29 protein-coding genes are annotated in these 24,698 nt (G+C 45.6%); 6 read left to right on the top strand and 23 right to left on the bottom strand.

The features are described from left to right. Positions 1 to 60: 60 nt before the first annotated feature. From HQK80_00600 to HQK80_00505, 20 genes are all read right to left on the bottom strand, one after another. A complete protein-coding gene (locus HQK80_00600; protein ID MBF0220723.1) occupies positions 61 to 1,860 on the bottom strand; it encodes a Na(+)/H(+) antiporter subunit D in 1,800 nt (599 codons plus the stop codon). Then, the gene (locus HQK80_00595; protein ID MBF0220722.1) at positions 1,853 to 2,107 is read right to left on the bottom strand and encodes a hypothetical protein; all 255 of its coding nucleotides are present in this window, start codon (positions 2,105 to 2,107) and stop codon (positions 1,853 to 1,855) included. Before HQK80_00595 ends, HQK80_00600 begins: the two co-directional genes overlap by 8 nt. Positions 2,108 to 2,134: 27 nt before the next feature. Next, positions 2,135 to 3,613 (bottom strand): monovalent cation/H+ antiporter subunit D family protein, encoded by a 1,479-nt coding sequence (locus tag HQK80_00590; protein ID MBF0220721.1) that lies wholly within the window; start codon positions 3,611 to 3,613, stop codon positions 2,135 to 2,137. Positions 3,614 to 3,615: 2 nt separating this feature from the next. Then, the gene (locus tag HQK80_00585; GenBank protein MBF0220720.1) at positions 3,616 to 5,157 is read right to left on the bottom strand and encodes a monovalent cation/H+ antiporter subunit D family protein; all 1,542 of its coding nucleotides are present in this window, start codon (positions 5,155 to 5,157) and stop codon (positions 3,616 to 3,618) included. After that, positions 5,151 to 5,558 (bottom strand): cation:proton antiporter subunit C, encoded by a 408-nt coding sequence (locus HQK80_00580; protein MBF0220719.1) that lies wholly within the window; start codon positions 5,556 to 5,558, stop codon positions 5,151 to 5,153. Before HQK80_00580 ends, HQK80_00585 begins: the two co-directional genes overlap by 7 nt. After that, positions 5,559 to 6,308, bottom strand: a complete 750-nt coding sequence (locus HQK80_00575; GenBank protein MBF0220718.1) for a sodium:proton antiporter — start codon at positions 6,306 to 6,308, stop codon at positions 5,559 to 5,561. Continuing rightward, on the bottom strand, positions 6,305 to 6,568 hold the full coding sequence (locus tag HQK80_00570; protein ID MBF0220717.1) for a DUF4040 domain-containing protein: 264 nt from the start codon (positions 6,566 to 6,568) through the stop codon (positions 6,305 to 6,307). The genes HQK80_00575 and HQK80_00570 overlap by 4 nt, the downstream gene beginning before the upstream one ends. Beyond that, positions 6,565 to 6,906, bottom strand: coding sequence for a monovalent cation/H(+) antiporter subunit G (locus HQK80_00565; GenBank protein ID MBF0220716.1), 342 nt, complete (start codon positions 6,904 to 6,906; stop codon positions 6,565 to 6,567). Before HQK80_00565 ends, HQK80_00570 begins: the two co-directional genes overlap by 4 nt. Beyond that, positions 6,900 to 7,205, bottom strand: a complete 306-nt coding sequence (locus HQK80_00560) for a pH regulation protein F (protein ID MBF0220715.1) — start codon at positions 7,203 to 7,205, stop codon at positions 6,900 to 6,902. Before HQK80_00560 ends, HQK80_00565 begins: the two co-directional genes overlap by 7 nt. After that, the gene (locus tag HQK80_00555; protein ID MBF0220714.1) at positions 7,205 to 7,720 is read right to left on the bottom strand and encodes a Na+/H+ antiporter subunit E; all 516 of its coding nucleotides are present in this window, start codon (positions 7,718 to 7,720) and stop codon (positions 7,205 to 7,207) included. Before HQK80_00555 ends, HQK80_00560 begins: the two co-directional genes overlap by 1 nt. A gap of 177 nt (positions 7,721 to 7,897) precedes the next feature. Beyond that, a complete protein-coding gene (locus HQK80_00550; GenBank protein ID MBF0220713.1) occupies positions 7,898 to 8,587 on the bottom strand; it encodes a HAMP domain-containing histidine kinase in 690 nt (229 codons plus the stop codon). A gap of 58 nt (positions 8,588 to 8,645) precedes the next feature. Beyond that, on the bottom strand, positions 8,646 to 9,023 hold the full coding sequence (locus tag HQK80_00545) for a response regulator (protein ID MBF0220712.1): 378 nt from the start codon (positions 9,021 to 9,023) through the stop codon (positions 8,646 to 8,648). An 8-nt stretch (positions 9,024 to 9,031) separates the two neighbouring features. Next, the gene (locus tag HQK80_00540) at positions 9,032 to 10,765 is read right to left on the bottom strand and encodes a two-component sensor histidine kinase (protein MBF0220711.1); all 1,734 of its coding nucleotides are present in this window, start codon (positions 10,763 to 10,765) and stop codon (positions 9,032 to 9,034) included. Then, the gene (locus tag HQK80_00535) at positions 10,762 to 11,115 is read right to left on the bottom strand and encodes a hypothetical protein (GenBank protein ID MBF0220710.1); all 354 of its coding nucleotides are present in this window, start codon (positions 11,113 to 11,115) and stop codon (positions 10,762 to 10,764) included. The genes HQK80_00540 and HQK80_00535 overlap by 4 nt, the downstream gene beginning before the upstream one ends. A 25-nt stretch (positions 11,116 to 11,140) precedes the next feature. After that, the gene (locus HQK80_00530) at positions 11,141 to 12,565 is read right to left on the bottom strand and encodes a sigma 54-interacting transcriptional regulator (protein ID MBF0220709.1); all 1,425 of its coding nucleotides are present in this window, start codon (positions 12,563 to 12,565) and stop codon (positions 11,141 to 11,143) included. A 175-nt stretch (positions 12,566 to 12,740) separates the two neighbouring features. Beyond that, positions 12,741 to 14,234 carry an SLC13/DASS family transporter gene (locus tag HQK80_00525; protein MBF0220708.1) on the bottom strand — a complete coding sequence of 498 codons (1,494 nt, stop codon included), beginning with the start codon at positions 14,232 to 14,234 and terminating at the stop codon, positions 12,741 to 12,743. Between the two features lie 38 nt (positions 14,235 to 14,272). Continuing rightward, a complete protein-coding gene (locus tag HQK80_00520) occupies positions 14,273 to 14,788 on the bottom strand; it encodes a CBS domain-containing protein (GenBank protein ID MBF0220707.1) in 516 nt (171 codons plus the stop codon). A gap of 58 nt (positions 14,789 to 14,846) precedes the next feature. Beyond that, entirely contained in the window at positions 14,847 to 15,296 is a 450-nt protein-coding gene (locus HQK80_00515) for a response regulator (GenBank protein ID MBF0220706.1), read from the bottom strand. A gap of 85 nt (positions 15,297 to 15,381) precedes the next feature. After that, positions 15,382 to 16,599 carry a response regulator gene (locus HQK80_00510; GenBank protein MBF0220705.1) on the bottom strand — a complete coding sequence of 406 codons (1,218 nt, stop codon included), beginning with the start codon at positions 16,597 to 16,599 and terminating at the stop codon, positions 15,382 to 15,384. A 579-nt stretch (positions 16,600 to 17,178) separates the two neighbouring features. Beyond that, the gene (locus tag HQK80_00505; protein MBF0220704.1) at positions 17,179 to 17,967 is read right to left on the bottom strand and encodes a response regulator; all 789 of its coding nucleotides are present in this window, start codon (positions 17,965 to 17,967) and stop codon (positions 17,179 to 17,181) included. A gap of 360 nt (positions 17,968 to 18,327) precedes the next feature. On the opposite strand from HQK80_00505, the gene HQK80_00500 reads away from it, so the two are divergent. The 5 genes from HQK80_00500 (at position 18,328) to HQK80_00480 (ending at position 20,321) form a co-directional block, all read left to right on the top strand. Continuing rightward, positions 18,328 to 18,510 carry a hypothetical protein gene (locus HQK80_00500; GenBank protein ID MBF0220703.1) on the top strand — a complete coding sequence of 61 codons (183 nt, stop codon included), beginning with the start codon at positions 18,328 to 18,330 and terminating at the stop codon, positions 18,508 to 18,510. A gap of 90 nt (positions 18,511 to 18,600) precedes the next feature. Beyond that, positions 18,601 to 18,921 (top strand): hypothetical protein, encoded by a 321-nt coding sequence (locus HQK80_00495; protein ID MBF0220702.1) that lies wholly within the window; start codon positions 18,601 to 18,603, stop codon positions 18,919 to 18,921. Positions 18,922 to 19,067: 146 nt separating this feature from the next. Then, entirely contained in the window at positions 19,068 to 19,229 is a 162-nt protein-coding gene (locus HQK80_00490) for a hypothetical protein (GenBank protein ID MBF0220701.1), read from the top strand. Between the two features lie 60 nt (positions 19,230 to 19,289). Continuing rightward, the gene (locus HQK80_00485) at positions 19,290 to 19,469 is read left to right on the top strand and encodes a hypothetical protein (protein ID MBF0220700.1); all 180 of its coding nucleotides are present in this window, start codon (positions 19,290 to 19,292) and stop codon (positions 19,467 to 19,469) included. Positions 19,470 to 19,661: 192 nt separating this feature from the next. After that, complete coding sequence (locus tag HQK80_00480; protein ID MBF0220699.1) at positions 19,662 to 20,321, top strand: small multi-drug export protein; 660 nt, start codon at positions 19,662 to 19,664, stop codon at positions 20,319 to 20,321. Between the two features lie 316 nt (positions 20,322 to 20,637). Here HQK80_00480 and HQK80_00475 read toward each other — a convergent pair whose 3' ends face one another. The 3 genes from HQK80_00475 to HQK80_00465 all read right to left on the bottom strand — a co-directional run bounded on the left by HQK80_00475 (position 20,638) and on the right by HQK80_00465 (position 23,406). Further along, positions 20,638 to 21,504 carry a hypothetical protein gene (locus HQK80_00475; GenBank protein ID MBF0220698.1) on the bottom strand — a complete coding sequence of 289 codons (867 nt, stop codon included), beginning with the start codon at positions 21,502 to 21,504 and terminating at the stop codon, positions 20,638 to 20,640. Positions 21,505 to 21,673: 169 nt separating this feature from the next. Continuing rightward, positions 21,674 to 22,915 (bottom strand): ATP-binding protein, encoded by a 1,242-nt coding sequence (locus tag HQK80_00470; GenBank protein ID MBF0220697.1) that lies wholly within the window; start codon positions 22,913 to 22,915, stop codon positions 21,674 to 21,676. A 140-nt stretch (positions 22,916 to 23,055) separates the two neighbouring features. After that, entirely contained in the window at positions 23,056 to 23,406 is a 351-nt protein-coding gene (locus tag HQK80_00465; protein MBF0220696.1) for a transposase, read from the bottom strand. Positions 23,407 to 23,707: 301 nt separating this feature from the next. On the opposite strand from HQK80_00465, the gene HQK80_00460 reads away from it, so the two are divergent. After that, positions 23,708 to 24,698: hypothetical protein (locus HQK80_00460; GenBank protein MBF0220695.1), on the top strand; the 991-nt coding region annotated here is incomplete at its 3' end.

Here is a 24,698-nt window from a genome sequence, read left to right as displayed (position 1 = left end):
TCGGGCCTAAAGATGGGTTCGCCCCTTACTCGTTATATACAAACAGGGGCTCAATCAGGATTAAAAAAGAAAAAACAAGAGCAGAAAGCCAAGAGCAAAGAGAGCAGTACTGCCGATTGAGAAATTAGCATGTTCGAACTTTCTCAAAAACTTCTCTTCGCTCTTAAAGAGCTCTCCCTGGCTAATTCCGGATAACTGCCAGAATGGTTTCACAATTGCCAGGCACAGACGTGCCGAACCAAAGGTATAAAACCGGCTGAGCCTTGAGGTCCAGCCTAAAGCAACTGTTTTGTTAACATAGGCATTAATGCTGTTTAAGCTGTTGTCCAAAATAAAGCAAATCAACTTTGCACCCTTACGATAAAACCAGTCAAAATCAATTGAAATAGTGTCTGTTCGTTTAAGAAGGGGCAAAAAGAGAAAGAAAACTAGACCAGAAAAGATGAGCATCTGGGATTGGGTGACCACATGACCAAAATGGTCAAAATAAATACTGGTAAAGGTAAACGGCATAGTCGATTTAACCAACCCGGTTTCTGGTAAAATATTATAAAGCCTCTCTGGAAACATGCCTAAATAGATGCAGAAAAACGACAAAAAAGCCATGGCAGCCAGCATTGTTTTGGGCGCCTCTTTGGGGCGCAAGCCCTTATCTTTGGCAAAAAAGACAAAATAGGGGAATTTAATGCCAGCATGGAGAAAAACACCAGCAGAGGCAATTTCCAGAACTAGCCAGGCCCACAACAGGTGTTGATTGGCGGCGGCGGCTATTATGATAGTCTTGCTAGTGTAGCCAGAAGTTAAGGGAACAGAAGAGATAGCCAGCGCCCCTATGCCACCAAAAATTAAAGTCCAGGGCATGGTATTATAAAGCCCGCCCAGGTCAGTGCATTTGCTCTTGCCAGTTCGGTAAAGCACAGCACCGGCAGACATCCACAACAGGGCCTTATAGATGATATGACAGAAAGCGTGGGCCACAGCCCCGCTCAAGGCCAGAGGGGTGCCAATACCTACGGCGCAGACCATGAAACCAACCTGGTTGATAATGGAGTAGGCCAGAATACGGCGCATATCGTTTTCAAGCAAGGCATAAATAATTCCATAAACTGACATCAGGCAGCCGATAACGATAAGAATTTCCCAACCGGGATAGCCTCGAATCAAGGTATAAACTGCTGTCTTCGAGGTATAGGCACTGAGGATAACACCACCCAGAACAGTTGACTCGGGGTAGGCATCGGGCAGCCATGATGAAAAAGGCAGGGCCGCAGCGTTAACCAGAAAACCCGCCAAGATCAACCAATGACCCAAGCTGGCCCCTTGGGGACTAAAGGCCTCAAAAGCGATAGAACCACTTTGACTAATGGTTAGAATAATGCCCGCCAAGAGAACCAGGCCACCAAAGACATGGACCAGAACATAACGAAAAGCGGCCTGATAGGCTTTTTGGGTCTTTCTGGCCAGCACCAGATATACCGAGGTGATTGCCATGGCCTCCCAGAAGATATAGAGAGTAATCAAGTCGCCGGCAAAGACTACCATCAAGGCGCTGCCAATATACATCAGGGCACTGGCAAACTCGGTGGAGCCTTTCTGGTAATACCCATACAGAAAGGCGGCAAAGGCCGAAAGGGTAAAAATATACCCAAAGGCCTTGCTCAGTTTGTCGACCCGGAGGAGGTTCACATCAAAACCTATTAAGGACACTGAAAAAGTGGCATCCATAGGCAGGCTGGCAATCAAGCCAAAGGCAAACACAGGTAGAAGAATCACATAAATGTTTTTCAGGTGGCCGCGAAAAAGCGGCACTAATGCTGCTCCGGCCAGCAGAAGCAAACCAGGAGGAAAACTGCTACTCATCATAGTAATCCACCTTTGCTTTTAAGAAAAAAGCAAGCGCCTTGGCTACCAAAATACAGACAGTGCAGGCTGCAAAGCCCAGAACCGCATAGAAACCATAAAAATTATCAAAGGCGAAATGATGTTCACGGTGGATGAATGCCTCAAGAACCACAGTCAAGGCACAAAATCCCCAGAGAATTCGCCACAACATTTTTTTGGTGGATGGCTGGTCAAAATAGCCATATTTAATCTCAGGATTCGTCATGAATTATTCCTTCTTGCATCCTAACTATCAAAAATTACTGTACATCACCTCGGCAAATGACACAAATAACCAGGGAAAGAGAAACAGTACAACACTCACCAAAGCTGTGACAACCGGGGGTACGAGACAACAAAACGGCGCCTCTTGCACCTTTTTCTCAAAGAGCGCTTCTTCATCGGTACAGAAAAATGCCCTGTAAACAATAGGCAGAAAATAGGCCGCATTTAACAATGAACTGCCTAGATAAATGCCTAAAACCCAGAGTTTATCCGCCTCCATAGCGCCCATGAGCATTAGAAACTTACTGATCAGGCCACCACCGGGTGGTAGTCCTATAATTCCTAAGGATCCAATAAAGAAGGCGGTCATCGTAAAAGGCATCCGCCGACCGATACCGACCATTTCAGAAATATATTTCTTACCGGTTGCCACAAAAATGGCCCCCGCACAGAAAAACAGGGTGATTTTTCCGAAGGCATGCATGGCAATATGGCTCATGCCGCCAATCACACCCAATTTTGAAGCCAAGCCAATGCCTAAAATAATATAGGCAAGCTGCCCCACCGTAGAAAAGGCAAGACGACGCTTCAAGTTATCCTGAGACAAGGCTATCAGAGACGATACGATGACTGTAAAACCGGCAATCACGCAGACAATCGTATTGAGATTGTCTGCCGACAAAAGCGTAATCCCGAAAATACCAGTCAAAACTCGGCCAATTGAAAAAACGCCCACTTTTACAACCGCCACCGCGTGCAGCAAGGCCGAAACCGGGGTTGGTGCAACCATAGCGCCGGGAAGCCAGGAGTGAAAGGGCATAAGGCCCGCCTTGGAAAAGCCGTATAAAAACATGATAAGCAAAATAACCAAGGTGCTCTTAGCTGTCTCGGCCGGAAAAATACCATGCAGATTAAAATCCAGGGTGCCGGCAATTAAATAGGTTGCCAACATGGCGGGCAGGGCCAGTCCAATGGATGTCGAGAGCAGATAGGTCAGGTATTTACGTCCGCCGGTCCGCGCTTCCTTGTCCTGATGGTGGGTAACCAGTGGATAGGTTGACAAAGAGAGCAGTTCATAAAAGAGATACATGGTCAGCAAATTACCGCTAAAGGCCACGCCAATTGTGGCAGAAAGGGCCAGGGCAAAAAAGCAGAAATAACGGGTCTGGGCATGTTCATCCAGACCACGCATATAACCAATCGAATAGATCGAGGTGATAAGCCACAGGGACGAAGCAACCAGGGCAAACAGCATACCAAAGCCGTCCACCGTAAACTTTAGGGACAGCCCAGGTAGAATTTTGCATAGTTCGTAGGTATAGGTGTTACCAGCCAGAATATAGCCAGCCATGGACAGGATCAGAGCCAGTTTGATAAAGCCCGCCAGGAAGGTCCAGAACTCGCGCAGGTTTGGCTTTCCACCACTTAACGCAATCAGCGGCACTGCTGCGGTGGATACAAGAACTGCCAGCAAAGGTGTCGATTGAAGGAAGGGTAACGTATCCATTGCTATAACAGTCCTGCTGGAATTGTCCGGCTTACCAGACCAGTAATAATTTCATTGGAGTACACGCCAATGGCAATAAGACTGAGGGCCGTCAACACCATAGGAAAAAGCATACTGAGCGGCACTTCAGAGATCGCAACATCGGTATGTTCGTGATGCGCTGAACTGTTTTCCTGATCATCGAACTTTGGAAAGTAACCAATTTCAATAATTCGAAAAAAGATAACCGCATTGATCAGACTGGAAATAAGCAATGCGGCGGCAAAGCCCCAATGATTAGCCTCAATTGCACCACTCACCAGGTACCATTTCGAGAAGAAGCCGCAGGTTGGCGGAATACCGATCATGGCAAAGGCGCCAATAAGAAAAACCACCGAGGTTATTGGCATTTTCCTAAATATACCCCGCATTGAGTTCCGGGAGGGATTACCGGTTTTATAGATCACCGCCCCCACAGCCATGAACAGACACAGGGTCATCATGGCATCACTTAAGATATGATAGGTTGCACCAGTTAAACCATTGGCATTGGCCAGCCATGTTCCACCCACCATATAGCCAACCTCGGCAACAACGATGTAGGTGAGCATCCGTTTCATATTGTCCTGACCAAGGGCAGAAATCGAGCCAAAAAGAATTGCCGCCGCCGCCAACCAGACCACTGCATCCTGCCAGCCCAATACCTCAAAGATATATTGGGCGCTAAAAACCGAAAACATCAGGCGGATCATCATGTAGACAGAAACCTTTGTCATCAATGGTGCAACCAGGCAGGAGGTGGTATTTGAGGCGTAGGTGTAGGCATTGGGCAGCCAGCCATGTAAGGGGAAGAAAGCCATTTTCACCCAGATACCGACAATGATCAGCATAAAACCGATTTTTATAGTCGGGGATTCCATAAGAACTGGGCTACTCAAAATACCTTTCAAATCCGCCATATTCAGCGAACCCGTTTTAATATACAGGTAGCCAACCCCAAGCAGGTAGAGACAGGCCCCGATTGTCCCCATAATCAGGTATTTGAAGGTGGCGTAATAGGCCCGACCGCGACCTAAGGTCAACAACGCATAGGACGAGAGCGCCGAAATTTCCAGAAGAACGTAAAGATTAAAGGCATCTCCTGTAGCGACGATGCCCAGCAGTCCGGTCACCAAGAGGGCGTACAAGGTATAATAGTTTGGCACTCGCTCAGGAATTTTTTCTCCTGAGAATCTGTCCGGCACCTCCGCGAGAACGGTATGTTTTGAGTAAATCGCCGTCAAAAATGCGGCCCCGGAAACAACGGCAAGCACCATGGCGTTGAGATGATCAATCACCAGTTCGATGCCGTAAGGGGGTTGCCAATTGCCGAGAAAGTAGTGAATCACCTCTCCGGTCTCCAGAACCTGCTGCAAGACACCCAGCGAACAAACAAACGATACACCCGTGGCCAAAACAACCAGCAGATAGGCCAACCCGTTGCTTTTGCGGGAAAAGATGGCAATGGCAAAGGAGGTCAGCAGCGGAACCGCCAGAATGAGGATAGGGAGCTGAGCCTTTAACATTCCTTAATCTTCTCCAAAATCTCGTCTTCTTCGATGGTATCATAAACCCGATTGATCTTTTGAATAATTGCCAGAGCAACCCCCAACGTACTCACGCCGACAACGATGGCCGTGAGCATCAGTACATGGGGAAGCGGGTTGGCAATGCCGGCAACTATCTGAGCGGCGGTTTGATGGATTGGTTCCGGACCGTGACCATGGGACAAGATCGGAATTGAAGCGCCTTTTTTATAGCCAATAGAGACATAAAACAAAATAATCGCAGACTGAAAAATGGACATGCCAATCACTTTTTTGACGAGATTGTTCTTACTGATCATGGCATGCAGGCCAATAAGCAGCAAAATCAAAAAGGCCCAGTAATTGTACTTGCCGATTATGGCGGTGATCAACTCATCCATTTACAGACCCTCATCCATCTCGCCGCCGGAAGAGAGGTCAGCGTAAAGAGAAAACATGATGAACATAACCGTTATCGCAACGCCAATTTCAACGCCAAGCATGCCATGGGAATGGGCTTCCACCACCGACACACCTAGAACTTTACTCCAGGCGCCATAATCAAGAAAATTACCGCCCAGAACCAGGCATATTGTGCCGATACCGACGTAAATCGCCACACCTATACCACTCATGATTAAAACCGACCGCTCTTTGAGGCGAGCCAAAACCGTTTCTAAATCATACGCTAAAGCGAGCAGAATAAAACTGGCGCCAAAGATAACCCCACCCTGGAACCCACCCCCTGGACTGTGATGGCCATGGGCAACTACATACAGAGCAAACAGCTGCATCATCGGGGCAATCATCCGTGCTGCTGAGATCAAAATCAAATCATGGTCTTGACCTTTCGGTCTGGGTTTAACCTCTTTTTTCTTTTTACGATGGCTGCGTCTCAAAATTGTCAAGACGGTAATCCCGGCACAGAAAATAACCGTTGTCTCAAACATGGTATCATAGCTGCGATAGTCGGCCAGCACTGACGTAACAAGATTCGGAACAGAGGTCTGTTCCATGGAATTTTCGATATAGTAATTGGACAGATGCAAGCTGGCAGGTGAATCAGAATCTCCCCAGTTAGGCAGATCTTCTGTTGCCAGAAGCAGCAAAGCGCCCAGGGCAAGTGTGAGAACAAGGCTAACTACTTTCAATCTTTAGCCCTCCTTCTTATGTGAAGCGCGGTACCGAGAAAGAGAACCGTACTTACCCCTGCGCCTACCGCAGCCTCGGTAAAAGCCACATCAACTGCCAGCATCTCCGTCCACAGCAGACACATAAAGAACGAGTAGGCACCAAAGACCACCGCACAGGTAATCAGATCTTTAAAGGTGAGGGCGGCAACGGCACAGATAATTACCATTAGCAGGATAAGAAAATCAAACTGCCATAACAGACTCGAATCCCAGCTCATCGGCACTCCTCTCCGTTATCATCAGACTCACCGGCCCAAGGTTCAATTCCTGCCTCATAGCCGGCATCCATCAGAGCGTGGGTTGCCGTCGGACTGGCAATAAAAACGAGAACAGCAATAAATATAATCTTAAATCCAGTCAGATATGCCGCAACAGATGGGTGATGAAAGGTAAAGAGTGCCAAGCCCAACAGGATGAGGATTGAGGAGAGCGTGTCACCTTTGCCAGCGGCATGCATCCTGGTGTAAAAATCAGGAAAGCGCAACAAACCATTAACCGTTCCCATAAAAAACACGACACCCAGACTGAGTAAAATCACAACGATGCTATCTAACATGACACTCCTTCCTGATCTTCGGGCTCATCAGCAGGCACAACACGGCTTCTCTGAAAATAACGAGCCGAGGCTAACGATGTAATAAAATTTAATAAGGCGTAGGCCAGGGCAATATCCACATACATATCAACACGACCAAGCAGCGTCCCCATTATGATGATGAGAATAGTAGACTTTGTACCGATCAAATTAACCCCAACAAGCCGATCAATCGTTGAGGGCCCCAAAATGACCCGAACCAAGGTGACCAACATTAAGAAAATCAGGGCCATGCCTACACAAATAATAAATTTTTCCATTAGTTTTTCTGTTTCTCGCTGTTTTCAAAAACCCATGCCACGCGACGCTCCATGTCACTGATCGATTCACCAGCCAGATCACCAGCCGCCTTTTCAGTGATCGCGTGAATATAAAAAATATCCCCATGAATACGAATTGTAACGGTTCCCGGAGTCAGGGTTATGGAGTTTGCCAGAACAAATCGGGCAAAATCAGTCTGTAGCGTTGTCTTAAAATTAAAAATGCGCGGCGAAAGGGTCTCTCTGATCGGTTTTGGAGACAGTGCCAGATAGGTGACGTGGAAATTAGCAAGAATGATCTGCCAGACCAGCCAACAGGCGTACAGAGCAAACCGCCAGGCTTCAACCAATCGTGCCCCCACAGATTTCCCCTTCTCCAGAAAGAGAAGGTCGGTTGAAATCAAGGATACAATGACCGATGAGATTACGCCCAGCGTCAGATGAAACACATCAAACTTCCCTGACATGAGAACCCAGAGAAGCATCATCAATAAAAACATCAAAAAATGAGACATAAAAATGTTTCGTTCCTTCACTATGAAAAGTAAAACTGTTTCCGCATTAGTCTTGTTCTTACGACCACAACCACTAGATAGAGGTGCGAATCTTCATGAGATTCCTTTACCTTTACTTCCTGAAGGTTTCAACCCCAAATAATAAATAAAATCAAAGAATATTTGTTTGTCGTGATATTAGCCCAAAAAAGGAACCAATGGAATGGTCAAAATAATCTCGATCGTCTCCGCCTCTGGAGGCTTACGAATAAAACCAACTGCCATTTTGGCAACAACAAATTGCAGCACCTCGTCAATCTGTCCAAAACCAGCATCCCCTGTCGTCCGCCCCATTTGACCCATGGCCGTCATCCGCACTTGAATCTTTTGGTCTTGCTCATGAGACCTAATCTCAATAACCCCGCCATCGGCGAACTTCTCAATAAGCTCCTGAACAAGGATAAACACAACAAATTGCAACAGAGAAGCATTGTTTAACACTGATGGCAATTGAGCCTCAAGATCTCTTTTTATCTCCACCTTTTTAGTCCCGGCACCCCGATCAATAAGGGCAAGTTCTTCAGTTAAGAGATCGTTCACATTAAAATTTGACAATGGCACATCCATGCGATGACCAAAACTGTTCAAATACTTGGCCATCGTATTGGCCTGGGCTATCCGTTCGCCGATTGTGCCGATAATTTTCTTAAACCTCTGGCAGGTCTTATCCTCCTCATCCATGGTCATCTCAAGCAAATCACCCATCAAGCCACTCGACTCATTAATAATGGCTAAGTGATTTTTAAGTTCGTGGGTATAACTTGCCAGCAATTTCCCAATACAGAACAGTTGGCTTTCCCGTAGGCGATTTTCCATAGTCTCATCCATTGCAAAACACCTCAAAGGTATTTATTTTAGCAAACAGCTAAAGTCTCAAAGCTAACAGCTATTTAAGAGCCAATACTCTTTTTTGATAGGCCTGCTTTATTTTTTCCTCTAACTCCGCAAGGTCTACCGGCTTCATGATAAAATCAAAGGCGCCCTTTTCTATACTGTCAGAACCGCTGGAGGCCGATCCATGGCCCGTCAGCATAATAACCTCGATGGATGGATCTTTTTCTTTCACCTTAACCAGGACTTCAAAGCCACTCATATCCAGCATCTTCAGATCCAAAAGAATTACATCTGGAAAGGATTTAGCCTCAATTACCGCCAACGCATCCTTGCCACAATTAACGGTTCCAGGCAAATACCCCCGCAGCTCCAGCCTTTCCGCCAGCGCAGAAGCAAAATCGACTTCATCGTCAACTATGAGTACCTTTATCTCATCCACTAAAACGCCCCCCTTTGGCGAGTATCATTTACTGGCAAGCTTACATTAAACGTTGACCCCCGACCAACTTCCGAATCAACTGAAATATTTCCACCAAGTTTTTTGACTAGACCATAGGTTATAGAAAGCCCCAGTCCGGTACCCATACCCGCCTCTTTGGTGGTAAAGAAAGGATCAAATATCCGTTTCATCAGCTCAGAAGACATGCCGGGCCCAGTATCTTTTATACACACATCAACAAGGCCTTCATCGCTCAGTGAGGTGGCAATCACCACCTCACCGTCCATGCCTATAGCATCAATTGCATTATTCGTAATATTTAGAAATATCTGCTGAAGCTGCCCACGATCACTGAACACCATGGGTAGGTCGTCGGCAAAAACCAGTTCAAAGTGAATACGATTATAAATGGCCTCCCTTTCGAGAAATCCCAGTACCTCCCGGAGCAGATCGTTGATATCTATCTGTTCAAAAACCACATCCATTCTCCTGGCAAACCCTAAAAGTCGGTGAGTAATCACCTTGCAGCGCTCAACTGCCTTCTGGATTCCGTTAATGGATTGGATCAGTTTTTCTTTATGTTTAAACTCTTCTGAAAAAGCCAGAAGATCCGTCATCAAACCTGATTTTTGATCAATAATCGCCAGGGGATTATTAATTTCGTGACCCACACCTGCAGCAAGTCTGCCTATGGATGCCAGCTTGTCTGTATGCTCCGCCTCAGTCATAGCCAGGTTTCGCTTTTCATCTGCCTCACGCAGCCGATTGGTAATCGTGTTAACCAGCGGCACAATAACCACCAGTGCCAGCAGCGTACAACCCAAGACAATCATGCGCTGTCGCAGGCGGAACGCAGACCATTTTTCACCATAGGTATACGCTTCTTTGACTATAACCAGTATCCATGGACTATTTTTAATATGAACATACGACTTTAAGTACTTGGTGCCCTTATGTTCTGCGGCACGAATGTTGATTTCACCCTTTCGAGGCATGGTAAAAAATAGACTTTTTTCAAGTATCACGCCGAATATGCTTGACCTGGTTTGCAGCACTCCCAGGCTGTTGACCAGAAAAATGTCTTGTGAAGCCTTGGTGCTGATAGTTGAAACATAATTTTGCAGGGTTTCATAGTCAATACTAAGGCGTAACACCCAATATTCCTCCTTATCAGGCATTTTGTTACTCACTGCGATAACAAAATGGGGCAGCTTTCTGTAACCCATAAAAACTTCACTGATAAAAAGCCGCCGAGAAAGAACCTTTACGTACCAATCCTGATCATTGTAGTCATATCCTTTCAATTGGAAAGGCCCTGCGTATCTTTCTTGTATTCCGTTGGGGGCAATTACGCCAAGATCGACAAATCCAGGGTATTGATTTTTCAGGTGAGCAAAAAGCCGACTGACATTGTCTTTTTCAAGGAGCTTTTCGTAGCTGTAATCCCTGGAAACAAACTTTACCACGGATTGCAGTTCGTGAACAAATGCCTCAATTGTTTTTTGAGCGCCCTGGGTGTGCCAGAGAAGTTGTTCCTGCTCCTCTTTTTCCAAAAGGTTCTTGTATTCAAAAGAACTCAGACCGGTTGCAACGACAAGTGGAGTAAAAAAAATAACAAACATTGCCCCATAGAGCACGAAGCGAAAGCCCCTATATCCTCTACCTTGACCTTTAACAGACGCCAGCACCAGTGCGTTTAAGAATCGCCTTAATTTGTGAACAAAGACGCTCATTTCACTGCACTCCATCGTCTGGCGCCTGGCAAAATAACGCCGGGCTTGAGGAGTCCGGTATTAACAGCCTTCAAAGCCTCAGAATATGGACCTATAACCGAATCAATAACTTTGATTTTTTTCCAGTCAAGATATTGCAGATGGCTCTCTTCGATACCACCACAAATAACGGTATTGATGCCTTCTTTGATAATAAGCGCACACAATTCTTCGGAAGACGATCGACTCATCAGCATAGTCCTGGGAGTACCCATAACCTGTTGATCTTCAAGTTCTACTATCAGCACCTCCAAGGTCAGATCAAAGCGAGGAGCCACATTCTCTTCCCGTATGGTAATAAGGATTTTCATTAAACCTGCTTTCCACATTGTCCGGTCAGGATAAGCTATACCGGTTAAGTTTCCGCCAGAGGGTCGTTCGCCCACAGCCTAACAATTGCGCAGCCTTGGAGCGTCTCCCCCCGGCTTTTTTCATAGCTTCAATGATCATCTCTTTTTCAACTACACCCCAGCCCTCGACATCGTTATCTGCCAGCCCAAGATTTTTTTTAAGGCCTGCTTTTGCGGAGGGTTCACGCGGTTCATCAGTCTCAAAAATCTTTTCTTCCTGTTTAAGTTGTTTTTGCTTAGCTATAGTCTCAAACAGATATTTGGGTAAATTTTGCTGCTTAATTTTTTCACCCTGACAAATATTTACTGCATACTCAACAATATTACGCAGCTCCCGCACATTGCCTGGATAGGCATAACATGTCAAAAGTTTGATAGAGTCACTGGCATACCCTTTAATATTTTTACTCAAGCCAGCATTAAATTCACGCAGAAAATAGTCCAGCAGCAGGCGGATATCCCCCTCCCGTTCACGTAGCGGCGGCAAATGCATACGAAGAACATTGAGTCGGTAGAAAAGATCTTCCCTGAACTCACCCAACCTGACAAGTTCTCTAAGAGATCGATGGGTTGCGGCAATAATACGAACGTCAACCTGAACCTTTTTAATGCCGCCCACAGGATAAAACTCTTTATCGTCCAGCACAGAGAGGAGTTTTACCTGTAGAGAAAGGGGCATATCACCTATTTCTGTGAGAAAGATGGTCCCATCCTGGGCCAAGCGAAACATACCAGGCTTGTCTTTTACTGCGCCGGTAAACGCTCCCCGAGTATGCCCGAATAGTTCCGATTCCAGCAAGGCTTCCGGCAGAGCACCGCAATTGACCTTAATAAAGGGATGTCGTGATCTTTTCGAGGCCATATGAATAGCTTCGGCAATCATATCTTTACCCGTTCCGGTTTCACCGGTAATCAGCACCGAGGCGTCGGTCTGAGCCAGCACCGGCATAAGATCAAACATCTCCTGCATCTTGGGGCTATGCCCCAAAATATTTGCCGCACCGTCATAATTGCGGCGCTTTTGATCAAAGGACTGCAACGCCGATATGTCCTCAATAAAAACCATAAGCCCGACAGCCTTTCCAGTATCACCCATCAAAGGGGAAACTGTAAAATAGACCGGGATTTTTTTATGGCGCTGGGTGATAATATCACCAGCAACGGACAGGCACTCCTCTGAGTTCAGCACCTCATGAAATTTCCTGCCATTATGTTCAATATTGCTACGCAAAATAAAATTGGCGTACACCCCCCGGGCATCAGAGCTCGAAAATCCGGTAAAGACCTCAAGAAAACTGTTCATCTCCACGATACGCAGATCGGCATCCAGAATGGCAATGCCGTGCGGCACACCATTGACAATCTCACTTACAGCTATCTCATCTATTGATCGTGGGATTTCTGATCTCATAATAGTCTATTTTTTGCCACGGCATTTTACAACTACCTTCAGTTCTACTGTTCTATAATGTTTTATATCGTTCCAACAAGGAACTTTTTTTAATTTCTTTAATGCTGCCACCTACCCGGCTAATGGTTGCCGGCTAAAATCAATTTCAGCCGGCAAGCATTAGCGGTAGAACTTTTTATCCTGCAACAGGCACATAAATCTGCATACCCATCAGCGGCCAGATAACCGTAACCGCAAACCAGGTAACAGCCATAAGGATAATACTAGCTGGAACACCCCACAGAAAAAATTCTCCGGTGGTGAACTGCTTGGAGTTATAGGCAATGGCGTTGGGTGCCGCGCCAACAAGCAACAGAAAAGGCATACCAGAGACAACTAGTGCGGAGAACAAAATAACCTCACCACCCACACCAAGATATGGAGCAATGACCAGGGCTACTGGCAGGGAGATGGCAATGGCTGCCACGTTCATAATAAAGTTGGTCATCATCATAACAAAGAACGCCATACCAAGGACAAAGACAATAGGCGGAGAATTCTGAAAAAGCACCAACCAGTTGACTGCCATCCATTTGGCCGCCCCAGTTTCCCATAGGCAGAAGCCGATGGACATGGCGCCAGCAAAAAGCAGAATAATATTCCAGGGAATTTCTTCCAGATCGTCAATGGTAAGAATATTGAGCAGAAAGAAAGCAATGGTTGAACAGAGCAAAATACCGGTTTTGTCCAGACTGCCCAAGGCCGGCACAAAATTTTTCAGTGCAATGACCAATATAGTCACGACAACGATACTTGCGGTTAAAATTTCTTTGGTACTCCAAGCCCCAAGCTCAACATACATTCTCTGGGCTTTCGCCTTAAGACCTGGGATAATCGCTCTCTCCGGCTTAAAAAAAAGCATGAAAAATCCCCATAGAATGAAAACCATGAGCCAACCCACCGGAAACATATACATGGTTAACTGAAAAAAACTGATGTCCACATTCATAATGTCCTTGTAAAAACCAAGGGCTACCGCGCCTCTAGCCGCACCAAGCAGGGTAATAATACTTCCAGCCCCTGCCACATAGGCCATACCAATAAAAAGTCCCTTGCCAAATTTGGATGGTTTATCTTCATCCGAATAGAGGGCATGAATGGCCATGAGCAGTGGAAACATCGTTGCAGCAACCGCCGTATGAGCCATAATGTGGGTCAGGGCCGCAGTCATAACAAAGCAGCCAAGATAGATCATGCTTGTTCTTTCCCCAACAATGGAAAGCATCTTATAGGCAATACGCTTGGTCAAGCCGGTCTTGGTGAAAACCATGCCGATGACAATCGAGCCAAAGATAAACAGAACGGAAGGGTCCATAAAGTCCTTAAAGGCCACCTTGGGGTCGCGGATCATAAAAAGCGCTTGCAGCATCCCGATGGTCAAGCTTGTCACACCAATAGGAACAACTTCAAAAACCCACCAGGTTGCGGCCAGCAAGAAAACAGCCAGGGCTCCTTTGGCCTGTTGACTCAAGACAAAATGCTCGCCCAAGGGATCTATGGCGTCAGGCCAGGGCGGACAGTAATAAACAAAGAGAAACAGGCCAATGCCTGTAAACATGAAGATAAGCCGCTTCCAGTCAAACGGCGTTGCCTCATCCGCTAGTGCTACATTTGTTGTTGATTGACTCATAACTAGAATCCTCTTCTCCTATTTTTTCACAGGGATAATTACAGTTTACAAACGCCGCACAGGGCTAAAAATATCTCTTCCAGGCGGATAACGCCTATGATGCTACCCTCTTCCTTAACCGGCAAAACAACCTCATTGCCGTGCAGCATGATCGACAACGCCTTCAACAGTGGATCATCGCCCTTAACAATTTTTTTGGTTGGCACCATAAAATCACTGATGGCAATATCTTTTTTCTCGGAACATTTGTGAAAAAAAGAGTCTTCCCATAAAATAGCTAGATTAGGATATTCCCCAGCCTTTCCCTCATGGCCTTTTGGCAGGGCAAAACGCTTATCAAGGGCCCGCAAGATATCTTGCAGATTAAGCCCGCCGACCAGCTGGTTTTTTTCATTAAGCACAAGTATTCCGGCATACCTGAGATACTCATTCTCGCCGCAGGTGTGAGACATGAGCACTTGCACGGCATCACTTAAGGTCTGGGTCTCTCTTAAATGGGGATACCTATCAATTGGTATTATAAAATCTCTTACGATCGGGTTTTCGGCAGCCACAAGCTTTCTCCTCTTCAATTGTTAAATTTTAAATTTTTACAGGGCATGTGAAAGAAAATTACCAGCTTTTACTCTTCAGAATTGACTTCATTTCATCCTGGGATTTCTTTTCCAGAACCAGCATTCTCTTATGCTTGGCATTCTTGATTTTTTCCATTAGGACATTAAGATCAACTGGTTTTTCCAGAAAATCTTCGGCGCCAAGCTTCATTGCCTCGATACCAGTTTTAACAGTAGCCTGGCCGGTTAAAATAATTATTTCCAGGTCAGGCCGTTTCTCCTTGATCCGTTTCATAGTTTCAATGCCATTGATGCCAGGCATGGCAAGATCCACCACAATGGCATCAAAGTTCTTGTCCTCAACCTGGGCAATGGCATCTTCGCCACTGGTCACTGAATTAACGTGCAATCCCCGAGTTTCAAGACGTTCGGAAAGAACCTCCAGAAACTGCTCCTCATCATCAACCAGCAAGACGTTGGCTTCTAGCTTGTCTGTTTTATCTGCCATTTTCTTCTCCTAAGCTTTAGTGTTCATTGTTTTTAATGTAGGCAATCGAGGATAAATATACTCATAATGACGCAAACAGGACTTCTCAGCCGGACTCTTTAGCCTCTATTCTTTTTTTGTGGGCCTCCCTAATAGTTGCTGACAGTGTCTCAACATCAATCGGTTTCTGCAAGTAGGCAAAGGCGCCCATACTGATACATGTTTTCCGATCAGCATCAGAGCCGTGGCCGGTTAAAATGATAACCTCAATATCGGAATTAGTTTTTTTGGTCTTTTTCAGCACCTCAATGCCACTAATGCCGGGCATTTTCAGATCGAGAACCATAACATCCGGCGCATCATCATCGATAAAATCGAGGGCCTGTTGACCATCAAAGACGGCGTATGAACCAACGTTTCGAGTGACAAGCCTTTCTGACAATGTTTGGACAAATTCTTTCTCATCGTCAACCAGCAGTACCTTAGGAGGCAGTTCAAACTGAAGGTCACGATAGATTGACGTCCGGTAGCCTTTGCCCTGTTGCACCTCAACGCCTTCAACCCCATGCACCGAACTCGCAATTTCAGAGATTTTTTCAGCAAGCTTGCTGAAGCTGAAAGCACTCTTATTAACCTTTAAACACACACGACCATTGCGTGTTTTCACCTCAACCTTTTGCCCCTTAACAGCCAAGGCATGTTCAACCTGAGCAGTGATGGCAAAATCATTTACCGCCTGCAAAGACGCCTCGTTTTCCAGCACTGCTGTCGAGTTGCAATTTTTCTGAATAATAGCGCCAATCTCTGCGACGCTCTTTTCTTCAGTAGGGATGACAATATCGTAGAGAGACTGCTCAAAGGCCTCCTTCTGGAACAGAAAATCAGTCCAGCCATAGGCGCTTTGATCGGCGGCACGAATCTGCTTGGCGGCTTCACTTTCAGATAGACCTGAGGCAACTGCCCTTCGACTTCGACTCTCTTTACTGTCAACAACCAGAACCTTCAAAACATGGGTTACGTCATGGGGGATAAGGAGCGAGATGAAACCTGCATAAATAACGTTTTGTTTTTTTGCCAAGCGCTCTGCCAGCAAAGATTTGAGGTGTGCGACATTGCGTTCTCTCTCAAAATTAAATTGGTTGAACACAGATGTTTTTTTGTAAACCGCTTGTTCCATTTTGTTTCTTTCGGCCAGCTTCCTGTTGCAGGCTTCAGAAATAATATCCTCATCCGTGACCACCTCAAAGGCGAGCAGCGAACGAAGTTGTTCCAAAGTTTCTTCTTCATTGGTGAATTTACCGCAAAACAAGGCTATTGATGGCATTTTGGACTCCTTTGTGTAGCGTTTAATGCTGCACCAACACATGTGATTGATATCTATCCATAGCCCTTAGCAAATCATGTGCCAAAAACGATATTAATGTTTTTAGTCGTATATACAGGGGTTTAGTCGACAGGAAGCACCCGCTAGCGCTATCCGCCACAAAGAAACATATCGAAACACAATGAAACACTAACGCGTTTCACCGTTCCGCGAAGCCCGCCAGCATAGGCACAAAACATAATGAAACACATCCCCTGCTCCGTTTCATTATGTTTCAAAGAGAAACATGCGCAGCAAAGCCGACCCAACAATCTTGGGAAACTAATTTCCAGATGGTTAGTTCTACTTTGTCACATTCAATTCTCTCGTCATTCCCGCGTGCTTTTGGCGGGAATCCAGGATTTTTTTTTAATGCTGGCCCCGGCTGTAGACATTCAGGGGCATGACATGCATGATCAGTATTGTGATGGTGTCGCTGTGTTGAAATAACCTGATTTGCACGAATCAGGTTATTGAATGATTAGAGGATGATGATTTCCTCCGATTATAAGGTTTTGCGTAGAACACAATACGAAGGCGTCAAGGCAAATTATCAATGAACTGTTTTATCTGGTTTTCTTGACTCGCATCAAGATCAATAAACATGGCGCCAACAGTTTTTGTTTCAACTCCAGAAGATGGTGCGCCCTCCATCTCTATGTTTCGTATCAGTTTTAAGGGTAGATACGGTGTTGATGTTTTTTTAACTGTATTGTGCAGAGTGACGCTCCATTCATTCGGTATAGATTCGAAATTGCCATACCTTATAGCCAGTCCGCTCATACTAATGTCAATGGCTTGCCCATTGATGCCATTACAAACAGTAATCGTGTTGTTCTTTATACTGTGTCTTGGATGTCTTCTCTTATCTGCTGGTGAGCCTTCCAATGATTTTCCACAAAATTCGTTCAGTATATTGTGTATTTTTTCTATTTTGAAAGGTTTGGCGATAAACTCATCCATCCCGGCTTCGAACAGGATTTCGCGCTCATCTATGTTTCCTGTTACCGCCACAACGGTTGTTTTAGTTCCCTTTCTGCGAGAGTAAAGAGATTGGGCAAGTTCATGGTGTTCCATGAGAGAAAGATGCTCCCCCTGTTCACATTTACGAAGGAATTTAATCGCGGTCAAGCCGTCCATCACTGGCATGCGGATATCCATAAAAACCAAATCAACTTCTTGCCTTACCATAGCATGCAAGGCATCCAAGCCATTACTGGCTAGAGAGACCTTGTGTTGGCAGGATTCAAGGATTTCCCTCATAATGACATGTATAAGAGGTTCATCATCGACAACAAGGATGTGAAGGTTGCGTTTATCGTTATTCATTTAGAGATGGTAGATGAGTAGTAACTTTCTAAGCCTATGACAATAATGACCATTAAATCCCTTCGTTAATCAATGCTAACACAAAACTGCAACTATCCCAATCAATAAGAATATGAGGGCCTGGCAATTGATTAGTATCTCAGCCAAGTCGCTTTGCTCCTTAAATTTGATACAGGAAGAGTCCTTGTGCTGAACAAATAAATCTTCAACATAAAAATCTGTAGAGTTTTTTCTTGACAAGGTCGCTCAGCAAAACACTAATCCGAATAACCATTTTTTTGCGGACTAGATTGCGGACCTTTTAACCGCTAATGGTTTATGCGTTACAGATTTTAATGCTTTTAAAAGGAACTTCGAGTCTTGAAAACGGACAGAGATGAAAACACAACAGCCTGGCTGAAACTGGCTGAATTTATCCGACAACAAGCCCGACCTATTTACCTGCTTATTCTTCTATGCTCACTCGTCCTGGGTTACGCAGCCACTGGCATCAAAGCAGACAACTCCATCAATGTCTGGCAGACTGACGGGGATGTGAACTGACAGCATTTTCAGGAGTTCAGTAAAAAGCATCAGTTAAGTGACCCACTCGTTATTCTTTTCCCGGACCTGCCCTACCCCAAACTCAAAGATATGGCCCAGGAATTTGAACAAATCCCTGGGGTTGACCGCGCCCTTTCTTCTACTATTTTCACCTTACAGAAAGTTGAAAGCAGCGTAATTCTGCTCTTTCCGGAGCAGGAAAGTTCACCGGAACATCTTGACGAAATTATCAGTCGCATCAAGGCAAGCCTTTCCCGTTTAACAGAACACGCCTACTATCTCGGAGGCGCCTGGTATCTGACTGCTGTCCTGGACGAATTATCGAGCCGTTCATCAGCAACACTTTTCCCTGTGGTTTTGTCCTTTAAAAGACAATTCCGGCCACAATGCCCCGCTTGCTTCGTTTTCTAAAACCATCCCCCCTTGCCAACTTTCCGCGATACTTTCTGAATTAGCTGAGCAGGAAATAGTTACCCATTTTCTCTTTTTTTTTCGGCAATAATCCTTATAACTTCAAGTCGATTGCCACCGCCAATGGCGCCGAATTCGATTTACCTATGATACCAAGCCAAGGGTCTGAAGAGATCAGCCGGATGACAGTTCTGACCAGAACAATTTCATCTGAATTAAGTGTTGCGACTGTGAAGGTGGCCAGTATTGTCTTTGGAGTCGTAGTGGATGACACTATCCATTTTTTACATACCTGGCAGCAGCAATAAAACGATCAGCACAACACCCTCAAACGTCTTAATAATACCCTCAACCATGTAGGTCCGGCTATGCTCTCCACCACCCTGGTGGCTGGCGGCAGCTTCCTGGGGTTTCTAGCCTCCCCCTTTGTACCGTTGCGGAATTTTGGCCTGCTGATTTCGCTTACCCTGGGCCTGGCTATTCTCTGCGACCTGGTGCTGCTGCCCATGCTGTTTTTAAAGTGTGTAAAGTGTGTTTGGCTCACATGATAGAGTACGATTTTTAACGCTAAGCAATAACCATTCAGGGTGAAATTTGGACCAAGAAGTGTTTATATGACGGTTTGAGATCGTCTACGTATACTTTTATTGCCTGCTTTTCTAAATTATGATATTGAATAAGCCCAATAATATTCAATTAGAGAGAAGGACTTTCCCGATTAGTATGGACATTAAGCTGAGATGGCTAAAAAAATAAAATGTATCAGAATTTATAACACCATAGAATGGCTGATCTTCTGTGTGGGTGTTATCATGAGCCTTCTTCTGGTAGGAGCGGCGTGGATTTTTTATACGTCTGATGCTAAAATGGTGCATGCCTTAAGTTTAGCCTTTGCTGCCCATGCCATTGGTGGCAGAGCTGCAGGCATTGGCTTGTGCATAATGAATGGGTTCAATTATGTTTGGACGATTGGCTATAATTTCTATCTGGAAGTTCTTATTGTCTGCTTTACCTATTCAATATCAATTCTTTCCATCAATAATTATATTAAATTTAGAGTCATACGATTTTACGCTATACAGCTTGAACGTAAAGCAAGAAATCATAAGGCAAAAATAGAGAAGTATGGCTGGCTGGGGCTTTTTCTCTTTGTTATGGCGCCTCTACCAGTTACTGGGCCTGTTGTAGGGTCAATTATTGGATCCCTGCTTAAGTTTAAAATCGCAAAGAATTTTTCAGCGACTCTCCTAGGAACTTTGGCTGCAATTGTCATCTGGACTACTTTCTTTGACTACCTGGAACTACACCTCAATGCAATTCGCTATATATTGGCAGCAATTATCGCCGTAGTCTTAATCTCCTACGCCCGAAACATTAAAAACTTTTTCAGTAAAAAATGAGTTGCACTCATGGTACCAGAGAAACAAAACTTCCGGCTCAATGCGCTGAACCAGAAATGCACGGGTCGTAGGCTCATACCGGCATTACAGTAACAACCACAACCAGAGAGAGTTTTACTTCTGGTTTAATTTGAACTTATTGGAATTAATTAGGGTCAGAGGAATTAATTAGGGAATTAATTATAATTAATTAGGGTCAAATTATAATTAATTATTAATTAGGGTAATTAGGGTCAGAGTAGGTAATTAGGGTCAGAGTAAAATTAAAATCTTGGGGAAAATGTTCGTGAAACTCTTTGACCCAAACTTGCTTTGCTTAATATGTTATACCATCAAGGCTTCCTTTAACAAACACCCCTTCAAGGATGCTGCCATCAGGGAGCTCCAATCTGCCTTGCCCGTCATAAAGACCACCCTTGAACTCTCCGATGTAATAGTCCCCTTTACTGGTGTTCAGCTCGCCCCGACCTTCGGGTTTGCCGTTTATAAAAAAGCCGCTGTAGAAGCTTTCGTCTGTATAGATAAAGCCGCCCTGACCATCAATGCAGTTTCCTGAGATACAGGTTCCAGCAGCAACGGCCTGAGTGTCATTTACATCTCCTATAACCTCTTCGCTGTCGGCATCATCTATCAACTGTTCGGCAGCTATTTCCTCCATACCCTCTTCGGCGGCTGCCTCATCGGTTGGTGGAGCGCTGACGACATTTTCAACCGCAACCTCCGTCCCTCCTGTTTCATTCTGAGGTTGACCGACAAAAACACCATCAACCATTTGACAGAGGAGTTCCTGGCCATCAGGAAAAACCAATTTCCCCGGCCCAGCGAACTTGCCATCGATAAAAATGCCGACATATTTTGAGCCATCCAGCCGCAGCAACTCTCCAGTACCATGCGCTAAATTTCCAACAAGTTCACCAGTATATTTTTTGCCATCCTGGTAAAGTAACTCTCCCGAGCCCACTGGTTTGCCGTTTATAAAATCACCGGTATATATCTCGCCACTCTCATAGGTAAAGCTGCCCGCACCATTAAGACAATCTCCGGACGTACAGATTCCTTTCGCGCCACAGCCTGGTATGAACAGTAACAGAAAAAAGGGCAACAGAAGGCGGCCAGAACCCTGCCAAAGAGATCCGTTTTCTTCACATTTCAGTAAATGTTTAAATCGTTTGCTTTTTCCCAAATAAGGCTCCTAACGTAGCGTCTTGGCGCGACACAGTTACCATGCGTAAAACCACCGCCTATACAATGGCAACTCCTCTTCTCTTCAATAAAAAGACATAATGAGCACATTCAATTAATAACTTTATAAAATACTCACAAACTTTGTATACAAAATTTACTTTAGACTTCTACGTCCCCCACAAAGTGGACAACGGAGCCGCCCATAAACCACCACCCAGCGGCATCGTCTCGGGGCCGTCGTACAACAGCACCCCCAGCTTGAATTGATCACCCGCGAGGCTGGCGAGTTTTTTCAGCCCACGAAAGTCATTCTCCTTGACGGTGGCCGACGCTTTGATCTCTACGCATACCAATTTTCCAGCCGCATTTTCGATCACGACATCGACCTCGAACTTGTCGGCATCCCGGTAGTACATCAGGCGATAGTCGCCGTCCGCTGTGGTGGTGTGCTTGAGCAGTTCTCCAAATACAAACGTCTCCAGCACCTTGCCAAACCGCGTGCGGTCCTGCTGAATCTCTTCGCCGCTCAAATCGAGCAGTGTGGTCAGCAAGCCCGAATCGATGAACTGTAGCTTCGGTGTCTTGACCACCCGGTTTAGCCTATTGCGGGCCCAGACCTCGATACGCTTGAGCAGGTACATTTGCTCAAAAACACTGACATAGCGAGAAGCCGTCTTGCCATCCAGACCCACCTGGCCGCCAAGCTGGGTGTAGTTGCACATCTGGCCAGCCGTCTGCGCCAAGGCGCGCAGGAATCGTGGCAACTGATCCAGCTTCTCGATACCACCCACATCGCGGACATCGCGCTGGATGATGGCCTCAATGTACTGCCGTGCCCAAACCACACGACGTTTGGCAGACGTTCTCAAGATCGCTTCAGGATACCCGCCGCGCAGCACCCGCTCGATCAGATCACCACCCAGGGCAGGTTGATCTGCCCTGAGAATCCGACCAGTGAAGGCACTATCTATCCAGTTTGCGGAGCGCGATTCGATTTCGGTTTGCGACAGAGGCAACAGCGACAACGTCTCCATCCGGCCAGCCAGCGAGTCGGCCACAGTCGGCAGCGCCATCAAGTTGGCCGAGCCAGTGAGCAGGAATCGTCCGGGCCGTCTATCTTCGTCCACGCTTTTCTTGATGGCCAGCAACAATTGGGGCGCACGCTGGATTTCATCGATCACAGCCCGATCCAGGCTGCGAATCATACCAACCGGATCTTCCCGTGCTGACAAGAGTGTCAGCTCATCGTCCATGGTCAGATAGCGAAGCCCCTGCTGTTCGGCGATCTGGCCCACCAGTGTTGTTTTGCCGGCCTGGCGAGGACCTGCCAGCAGAACAACGGGCGTGTCCAGCAAGGCTTCAGCGATGCGCGCCTCGATTCTTCGCGGGTATAGAGATGTCATGTTCATCGGCTCAAAATATTGTAAATTTCGGAATTTATCAACGTAAATATCGGAATTCAAGTACGTAAATCTCGGAATGCTGTCACATAAAACACATGTAATTAGCACATGTAATTAGCACACATGTAATTAGCATGTAATTAGGGTCAGAGTAAAATTAAAATCATAACTGGACCAACGATACTCTCCAGGATCTGTAACCATCCCGGCCCGCACCGGTCATATTCGAAATTAAAATACTGGACATATCTACGACCCAGGGACTGCATCATTTTACTTATGCCTCCCGCCTGCCGGGGAGTACAAAGTAAATGCACATGGTTAGTCATCATAACCCAGGCATGGATATCAACTCTGTATTTCTTGGAATATTCTTTGAGCCAACCTGCATATGCTCCGTGATCTTCGTCAGATACAAAGCAAACCTGACGATTGTTTCCGCGTTGGATCACATGAACCGGCAGATCTATTGGTGTTATTCTCGGGAGTCGTGGCATAATTTTCTTTGTATAGGGTGTAGTAAAGTAATTCAAGGATTAATTTTACTCTGACCCTATTTACTCTCCTATTTACTCTCTTCTTGTTTATGAGCTTGCTGGCAGGCCTGCCGGATAGATATTTGCCAAAAAAATCTGTTTTTGGTGCCAACGGCCATTCCCGCAGATCAAGAGTTCTGAATCTGCATACATTTTTTCCTCTTCCTCATATTGAAAATGGGTTAATTTAATGGTATCTGTTTCGTAATGTAACACCTTGATGCCCCCAAATTTAGATCACCAACAAGAAGGAGACAGAGGCGTGCCAAATAAATATCGTGACCCTGAAATAATCCGCGAACTTGCACCATTCACGGTTGATGGCATGGCCATCCCCTACGCAGAGTTTGTTCCCCGACTCTATAATTTCTGCATGGAACTGAAGTTCAGAAAGGGTTACATCATGCCATCCAGAGCTTTTTGTTCTGATGAGAACCAGGGTCTGCCAATTATTCTTCTTACGAAACATTTCGGCACCTTCCCATTCAATCATGGCCGAGTTGGTGGAATTATTGCCATTAACCGTCATGGTCCCCATGCTCACCACGGCGAGGATCTCGTTATTGTCCAGGCCAGTCATGTCGGTTATGACCCTGACAGTGGAGTCTATGGTAAATATGTACGCCCTAAAATGCTCGGCACCTGTGTTTCTGACTCTTGCGGTAAACTTACCCATGTTATTACCCCGTACCTTGAACAGTATCGATTTGCACGGGACCGTATTTTTCTGCATCGGGGGGAGCGGGGCCGCTATTTGATTACAGCCAAAAACTCTTTCGTTGATTTTGGCTCACACCCAGTAAAGAACGGACTGGTTCTGCGATTAAACAATATTGCCAAGGTCGATAATGACGGTCACATAAAACCGCTGGAAGTACACAGTACATCGCACGCCTTTGAAGTTTCCGAAGAGTTCAGAAAACGTATTGACGCTACAAATTATCAATGGAAATCGGGAGGAGGCGAAGCCATCGGGAACCTCTTGACGTCAGATGTTTTCTTTTTTCGAGAGGATTTTCACGAAACAGATGAGTCTATTCTCCTGGAACGAAACCTCATCGAATTTATGCCTAAAATTGTCACTGCCAAAAATCCACCTCTGCTTGCCGCAAAAATCAATGTTCAACTTGAGTTTGCCAGAGTTGTCGAATCAATACGACGCGGTGATGAGTACAAAGGACGTAATCTTCTTTACATCGCAGGTCTTAATATCGATATCTCAGAGTATAATAATTTCCCGCCTACAACCTATT

Source organism: Desulfobulbaceae bacterium (genome assembly GCA_015231515.1).
GTDB lineage: Bacteria > Desulfobacterota > Desulfobulbia > Desulfobulbales > VMSU01 > JADGBM01.
Note: the sequence above shows the minus strand (reverse complement) of the source record. Positions and strands in the feature narration are given on the sequence as shown.

Bases quoted from the DNA above. Each gene is read 5' to 3' on its own strand.
- HQK80_00515 (MBF0220706.1), bottom strand. From the start codon at position 15,296: ATGGCAGATAAAACAGACAAGCTAGAAGCCAACGTCTTGCTGGTTGAT.
- HQK80_00530 (MBF0220709.1), bottom strand. From the start codon at position 12,565: ATGAGATCAGAAATCCCACGATCAATAGATGAGATAGCTGTAAGTGAG.
- HQK80_00535 (MBF0220710.1), bottom strand. From the start codon at position 11,115: ATGAAAATCCTTATTACCATACGGGAAGAGAATGTGGCTCCTCGCTTT.
- HQK80_00510 (MBF0220705.1), bottom strand. From the start codon at position 16,599: ATGCCATCAATAGCCTTGTTTTGCGGTAAATTCACCAATGAAGAAGAA.
- HQK80_00585 (MBF0220720.1), bottom strand. From the start codon at position 5,157: ATGTTAAAGGCTCAGCTCCCTATCCTCATTCTGGCGGTTCCGCTGCTG.
- HQK80_00525 (MBF0220708.1), bottom strand. From the start codon at position 14,234: ATGAGTCAATCAACAACAAATGTAGCACTAGCGGATGAGGCAACGCCG.
- HQK80_00470 (MBF0220697.1), bottom strand. From the start codon at position 22,915: ATGAACATGACATCTCTATACCCGCGAAGAATCGAGGCGCGCATCGCT.
- HQK80_00570 (MBF0220717.1), bottom strand. From the start codon at position 6,568: ATGAGCTGGGATTCGAGTCTGTTATGGCAGTTTGATTTTCTTATCCTG.
- HQK80_00485 (MBF0220700.1), top strand. From the start codon at position 19,290: ATGCTCTCCACCACCCTGGTGGCTGGCGGCAGCTTCCTGGGGTTTCTA.
- HQK80_00560 (MBF0220715.1), bottom strand. From the start codon at position 7,205: ATGGAAAAATTTATTATTTGTGTAGGCATGGCCCTGATTTTCTTAATG.
- HQK80_00595 (MBF0220722.1), bottom strand. From the start codon at position 2,107: ATGACGAATCCTGAGATTAAATATGGCTATTTTGACCAGCCATCCACC.
- HQK80_00540 (MBF0220711.1), bottom strand. From the start codon at position 10,765: ATGAGCGTCTTTGTTCACAAATTAAGGCGATTCTTAAACGCACTGGTG.
- HQK80_00480 (MBF0220699.1), top strand. From the start codon at position 19,662: ATGGCTAAAAAAATAAAATGTATCAGAATTTATAACACCATAGAATGG.
- HQK80_00550 (MBF0220713.1), bottom strand. From the start codon at position 8,587: ATGGATGAGACTATGGAAAATCGCCTACGGGAAAGCCAACTGTTCTGT.
- HQK80_00600 (MBF0220723.1), bottom strand. From the start codon at position 1,860: ATGAGTAGCAGTTTTCCTCCTGGTTTGCTTCTGCTGGCCGGAGCAGCA.
- HQK80_00590 (MBF0220721.1), bottom strand. From the start codon at position 3,613: ATGGATACGTTACCCTTCCTTCAATCGACACCTTTGCTGGCAGTTCTT.
- HQK80_00565 (MBF0220716.1), bottom strand. From the start codon at position 6,906: ATGTTAGATAGCATCGTTGTGATTTTACTCAGTCTGGGTGTCGTGTTT.
- HQK80_00465 (MBF0220696.1), bottom strand. From the start codon at position 23,406: ATGCCACGACTCCCGAGAATAACACCAATAGATCTGCCGGTTCATGTG.
- HQK80_00555 (MBF0220714.1), bottom strand. From the start codon at position 7,720: ATGTCTCATTTTTTGATGTTTTTATTGATGATGCTTCTCTGGGTTCTC.
- HQK80_00490 (MBF0220701.1), top strand. From the start codon at position 19,068: ATGATACCAAGCCAAGGGTCTGAAGAGATCAGCCGGATGACAGTTCTG.
- HQK80_00495 (MBF0220702.1), top strand. From the start codon at position 18,601: ATGGCCCAGGAATTTGAACAAATCCCTGGGGTTGACCGCGCCCTTTCT.
- HQK80_00580 (MBF0220719.1), bottom strand. From the start codon at position 5,558: ATGGATGAGTTGATCACCGCCATAATCGGCAAGTACAATTACTGGGCC.
- HQK80_00505 (MBF0220704.1), bottom strand. From the start codon at position 17,967: ATGAATAACGATAAACGCAACCTTCACATCCTTGTTGTCGATGATGAA.